The following is a 4,260-nucleotide window of genomic DNA, read 5'->3' on the forward strand; positions in this document are numbered from 1 at the left end:
TGGATTCGCGACACAGGGTCATGCGGTGGCCTCTTCCGGTTCCGCCGCCCACGGCTCCCGGGCGGCGAAGTAGTTGATGTCGGCCAGGATCTTCTCGGTGATCCGGCCGGTGCGCTGGTTCAGCAGCCCGCGCTGGCGGTCCAGTGCGGCGCGCGGCAGGGGGAGGGCGCCGGGGCTGTGGTAGCGGACCGCCCCGGTGGGGTCGCGCAGCGGGACCACGGCCGCGTGCGCGTGGACGCTGGCGCTGAACGGGATGTCCAGGGTGCCGTCGGCGAAGGCCGCGCAGATTCCGGCGGCCAGGGTCGGGGCGCGGTTCAGGACCGGCTCGACCAGCGCGGCGACCTCGGTCTCGATCCACGCCTGCTCCTCGGTCACCCGGTCCTCGTTCAGGCGGATGAAGTCCAGCAGCGGGGAGCAGGCCGCGCGGGCCAGGCGCAGGCCCTCGGCGTTGGCCGCGGCCGTCGGGATGCCGTGCGCCTCCTGGCGGGTCTTGGTGATCACCTTGTCCGCCGCGCCGATGCGGCCGACCAGGCCGCCGTAGTGGACCAGGGCCTCGGCCCAGCCGCGGTCAGCGGGGAAGACGCCCATGAACTCGTGCAGCACGGTGAACACCGTCATGTCCGCGGGCAGGTACCGGGCGGCGACCGACCGGATGGCCCGCAGTGCCGCCACGTCCTGGTGAACCTCACCCGACTGGGGGTAGGACACCGACACGCACCGCACCCCCTGCTCGGCGGCCAGCAGCGCCTCCAGCAGGGTCATGGCCAGGCTCAGCGACGGCGGCACCAGCACCGCGGTGAGACTGCCGAACAGCTCCCGCTCCAGCACCACCCCGTGCCCGGCCAGTGCCGCGGTGACCGCGTCCACCTGCTGCCACGCGCGCAGCGATTCGGCCAGCGGGACGTCCTTGGCGTACGGGATGTTGTAGCCGATGCCACCGCCCTCGAACGAGGTGATGCCCGCGGCGAGGGACACCGCGAACAGGTCCCGCCCGTCCGGCGACCCGTGCCGCACCTGCAACGGCACGCCCACCGCGTCGACCAGCGCCCGGCCGCGCTCCCAGCCGTGCGCCACGAGCGGATACCCGTTGAGCTGCCCGGGGTTCTCGCGGCGGGCGCGGTCGGCGGTGGCGAAGTGGCGCAGCCGGGTGTGCGAGTCGATGGTCACCGACAGCAGGTCCGGGGCGCCCGCGCGGTCCAGCGCGCGCAGCAGCGCCAGCATCTCCGGGTGCCCGCCGACCCCGCACCTCGGTTGCAGCGCGGGCCGCCCGCCGCCGCGGCGCAGCACGGCCACCGCGGTGTCCCGGGTGGACGAGCGCAGCCGGTCGACGATCTCCGACCAGTCCGGCAGCCGCCGCCGCTGCGCCCGGTCGAGGTCGATGAGCTCACGCATGGGTGAGGGCGGCGGACAGGATCGAGTCGAGCACAGCGGGCAGTTCCTCGGGGCGGTCCAGCACGTGGTCCACCCCCAGGTCGCGCAGCCGCGCGCGGGCGGCCGGGTGTCCGGCCGCGTCGATCGAGGGACGGCCGCCGAACACGACCGGGCAGCGCAGCCTGCCCATCCGGCGCAGGTCCGGCAGGCCGCGCAGGTCTTCGACCGCGTGCCCGTTGACGCTGCCGACGATCACCGCCGCCGCGTCGAGGTCGGCCGCCGCGTCGGCGAACTCCGCCAGCGGCGTGCACACCCCCAGGTTATGCGGGCGGAACCCCTGCTGGACCAGCATCAGGTGGATGAGCCGGTTGGCCACGGCATGTGCGTCACTGGCGGCGACGCCGAGTACCAGGCGGCGGCGGGAACGGAACGCGGTGTCGCCCATGTGGGTGCCCCCTGCTCACGGAAAAGGAAGTGCGGCGCGATCTCCGACGCGCGCGTGGCTTTCGTGAACGTAACAACCGGCCCGTCCCGACTCCATGCGAAAAGGCGCGTTCCGAGATTTTCACTAGTCCCGCCGCGAGCCGTTGGTGGCTGCGGGAACCGCTGGTAGCGTCAGGATCGGCGCCGGGGAAATGGCGCGGAGTTCACGCCCAGACCGGGCAACGGGGGAATCGCAATTCGGCGGCCGCGGCGCGCGGCGCCTGTTTCGCCGTGCCCGCAGCAATGGACCGACCGGGATGGTGGAAGATGCACGCTGATCTGGATCGGCGCGACGCCTGCGCGGTGCTCCGCGCCCACGCGCTGGCGACGCCCGCGGCGCAGGCGCTGGTCTTCGTCGCCGATCCCGAGGCCGAACCGGACGGCAGAAGCTGGACCTACGGCGAGCTTGACGAGCGCGCCAGGGCCATCGCCGTCGCCCTGCGCGCCCGGCTGCCGCGGGGGTCCCGGGTGCTGCTGCTGTTCCCGCAGGGCGGGGAGGCCGTGCACGCGTTCGCGGGCTGCCTCTACGCGGGCATGGTCGCGGTGTTCGCCCCCGCCGGGGGCCGCTACCGGCACGAGCGCGCCCGGGTGCGGGTCATCGCCCGCGACGCCCGGGTCGGCGTGGTGCTGACCGACTCGGCCAGCCGCGCCTCGGTCGCGGAACTGCTGGCGGACCAGGGAATGACCGACCTCGACGTGCTCGCCGTCGACGACATCGCCGACGGCGCGGACGACTGGGCCGAGCCGGACGTCGACCGGTCCGCGCCCGCGCTGCTCCAGTACACCTCGGGGTCCACTTCGGACCCGAAGGGCGTGCTGGTCACGCACGGCAACCTGCTCGCCAACGCGCAGGACATGGTCGACGTGCTCGGCCTGCCCGACCGGGCCCGGCTCGGCGGCTGGAGCCCGCTCTACCACGACATGGGCCTGATGGGGCAGGTCACGCCGCCGCTGTTCCTCGGCGGCGCCTGCGTGCTGATGGCCCCGATGGCGTTCCTCAAGCGCCCGCACCTGTGGCTGCGCCTGATCGACCGGCACGACCTGTACATGTCGGCCGCGCCGAACTTCGCCTACGAGCTGTGCGTGCGCCGCATCGCCGACGAGCACATCGCCGGGCTCGACCTGTCCCGCTGGCACCTGGCGTGCAACGGCTCCGAGCCGGTGCACATCCCGACCATGCGGGCCTTCGCCGAGCGGTTCGCCGCGTTCGGCCTCCAGCCGCACGCGATGACCCCGTGCTACGGCCTCGCCGAGGCGACCGTGCTGGTCAGCGGCACCCGCGACCGGGCGTACGCGGTGTGCTCGGTCGACCGGGACGCGCTGCGCCGCAACGAGTTCACCCCCGCGTCCGGCCCGGACGCCCAGCCGCTGGCCAGCTGCGGCGTCACCGGCGGGCTCACCGTGCGGATCGCCGACCCCGTGACGCTGCGGCCGCTCGGCGCGGGCGAGATCGGGGAGGTGCTGCTGCGCGGGCAGAGCATCGCGCAGGGCTACTGGGAGAACCCGGCCGCGACCGCCGAAGTGTTCGATGTGTCCACATCGGACGGTGAGGGCGGTTTCCTGCGGACCGGGGACCTGGGCGTGCTGCACGAGGGCGAGCTCTACATCACCGGGCGGCTCAAGGAAATGCTGATCGTGCACGGCCGGAACCTGTACCCGCAGGACATCGAGCAGGAGTTGCGCGCGCAGCACGCGCCGCTGGCCGGGCTGACCGGGGCGGTGTTCGCCGTGGCGGACGAGGGTGTCGCCGAACCCGCTGTAACTGTGGTGCACGAGATCCGGGGCCGGTTCACCGACGCTGAGCACGACGCGCTGGCCGCCCAGATGCGGCAGACCGTGGCCAGGGAGTTCGGGGTGGCGGTGGCCGATGTCGTGTTCGTCCGGCCGGGGACGGTGCTGCGCACCACCAGCGGGAAGGTCCAGCGGGTGGCGATGCGCCAAGCCTATCTGACCGGTGGGCTGGCGCCCGTGCGCGCTGGGGCGACCGCCCTCGCGGGCTGAGCGAGAAACGTGGGCTGAGTGAGAAACGTGGGCTGAGTGAGAAAACAGCTCTCGCGGGCTGGGCGAAGGCACCGCCTTGGCGGGCCGGGTGTGAAGGGGGAGAGGCGATGACGTCAGGAGAGGCGGTCCGTGCCGATGTGCGGGCCTGGTTGTGCGCGCGGGTCGCCGAGTCGACCGGGCGGTCGGCGGACGCGGTGGACATCGACCTGCCGATCGCCCAGTTCGGGTTGGACTCGGTGTCGGCGCTGACCGTGGTGACGGCGGCCGAGGACGAGTTCGGCATCGAGTTGGACCCGGCGGACCTGTGGGACCACCCGACCGTGCGCGCGCTGAGCGAGCGCATCCGCGTGCTGGCCGAGAACCGCTGAAAGCGACAAGACCGACCGGAAGGCGAGTCAGTCAGCC

Annotated in this window: 4 protein-coding genes; 2 read left to right on the plus strand and 2 right to left on the minus strand. The window is 73.3% G+C overall.

Annotated elements, in window-relative coordinates; translation table 11 throughout:
- Positions 1-18 precede the first annotated feature (18 nt).
- Together BLS56_RS20515 and BLS56_RS20520 are read right to left on the minus strand one after the other, a co-directional pair.
- Entirely contained in the window at positions 19-1,392 is a 1,374-nt protein-coding gene (locus BLS56_RS20515) for a methylaspartate mutase (RefSeq protein ID WP_091453427.1), read from the minus strand.
- The gene (locus BLS56_RS20520) at positions 1,385-1,816 is read right to left on the minus strand and encodes a cobalamin-dependent protein (protein ID WP_175482947.1); all 432 of its coding nucleotides are present in this window, start codon (positions 1,814-1,816) and stop codon (positions 1,385-1,387) included. The genes BLS56_RS20515 and BLS56_RS20520 overlap by 8 nt, the downstream gene beginning before the upstream one ends.
- A gap of 305 nt (positions 1,817-2,121) precedes the next feature.
- Between BLS56_RS20520 and BLS56_RS20525 the strand changes: the two genes are divergently transcribed.
- Both BLS56_RS20525 and BLS56_RS20530 read left to right on the plus strand, forming a co-directional pair.
- On the plus strand, positions 2,122-3,855 hold the full coding sequence (locus tag BLS56_RS20525) for a fatty acyl-AMP ligase (protein ID WP_175482948.1): 1,734 nt from the start codon (positions 2,122-2,124) through the stop codon (positions 3,853-3,855).
- Positions 3,856-3,962: 107 nt separating this feature from the next.
- Positions 3,963-4,223 carry an acyl carrier protein gene (locus tag BLS56_RS20530; RefSeq protein WP_091453430.1) on the plus strand — a complete coding sequence of 87 codons (261 nt, stop codon included), beginning with the start codon at positions 3,963-3,965 and terminating at the stop codon, positions 4,221-4,223.
- Positions 4,224-4,260 lie beyond the last annotated feature (37 nt).

This window comes from Actinokineospora iranica, assembly GCF_900101685.1.
Lineage (GTDB): Bacteria > Actinomycetota > Actinomycetes > Mycobacteriales > Pseudonocardiaceae > Actinokineospora > Actinokineospora iranica.

Excerpts from the sequence above, each read along its gene's own strand:
- BLS56_RS20515 (WP_091453427.1), bottom strand. The coding sequence starts at position 1,392 with ATGCGTGAGCTCATCGACCTCGACCGGGCGCAGCGGCGGCGGCTGCCG.
- BLS56_RS20520 (WP_175482947.1), bottom strand. The coding sequence starts at position 1,816 with ATGGGCGACACCGCGTTCCGTTCCCGCCGCCGCCTGGTACTCGGCGTC.
- BLS56_RS20525 (WP_175482948.1), top strand. The coding sequence starts at position 2,122 with ATGCACGCTGATCTGGATCGGCGCGACGCCTGCGCGGTGCTCCGCGCC.
- BLS56_RS20530 (WP_091453430.1), top strand. The coding sequence starts at position 3,963 with ATGACGTCAGGAGAGGCGGTCCGTGCCGATGTGCGGGCCTGGTTGTGC.